At 41.3% G+C, this 1004-nt stretch carries 1 pseudogene; it reads right to left on the reverse strand.

The window, feature by feature from the left end:
• Positions 1–192: pseudogene (locus CDZ78_RS23505) on the reverse strand (ISL3 family transposase); the annotation flags it as partial.
• Positions 193–1004 lie beyond the last annotated feature (812 nt).

Raw genomic sequence — 1004 nt, forward strand, 5'->3', positions numbered from 1 at the left:
TGCCGATCGACTGTATCATGCACTGGGCAGAGAACCCCCGATTCATCAGCAAAACGGGCGCCTGATTCAAAACCTATCTGCAAATGATAGTTCATTCTGTTCTAAAATATTGTCGTTTGAAAAGATAATTTCTTCCACTTTCCAAGGCGATTGTAAGCCTAAAGCCATACTAAATAAAGATTCATTATTCATGGTATTATTATCGCACTACCCACTAGGATTCACATAGAGCCATTCGCTGCTAGTCAGGGTGGAGGTGTGTTAATTTACGTAACGGCTGATGGCTCCAGTACAATTTTGGGCATGATTAAATGCATCATTTCCTGCTTGGGTATTCGCCTCCGTCCCACAATCATTGCCCCACCACAACACTTGCAACTGTGTGCGGGCGTGGTTTTAGTGTGCGTAATATCTTCGTCGGGTCAAATTTTAGCAAGGACAGCGAACACAATTATATAGACGAGCTGAACGACACATAAGAATTCCAGTCAGAGATAACTGGAAAAAACGTTACAAGTGCGATACTTGAACCGCTTGTGCAAAAGCACGGAGGGTGCTGTGGTGCCGGACGTTTGACGCTAATCTATTGACCGGTATCACAACAGTTCTCTACCAATCTGCTTTCTTCAACATATGAGTGCCTGCTGAGTAAAGTTTCCGCTTTAAATTCATCCAGATTTACCCTAGCGTATCAATAATTCATAAGCCCGAACTCATCTGATAAGAGTAACAAAATCACTCGCCTTCAAGAAATATGACTTTATTTTTTAAATTTTGATAGATGGAGCTCTAGAGCGTTATGGGGTAATAATAACGTGCAAGATGAATAGAGAAGGTCTGGTAAAAAACTCAGATAGAATGCTGATTCGATAATATTCGCCATAGTTAGGCGGGTTTTGAGCACCGTTGACAATAAAGGCTATTCTTGTAATGCTTTAAGAGTCTGCATTTCTGCTTGAAAGAAATGCAGACGATCTTCCAGTATCGCTGACTGGTAGAAATTA

Source organism: Bathymodiolus platifrons methanotrophic gill symbiont (assembly GCF_002189065.1).
GTDB lineage: Bacteria > Pseudomonadota > Gammaproteobacteria > Methylococcales > Methylomonadaceae > Methyloprofundus.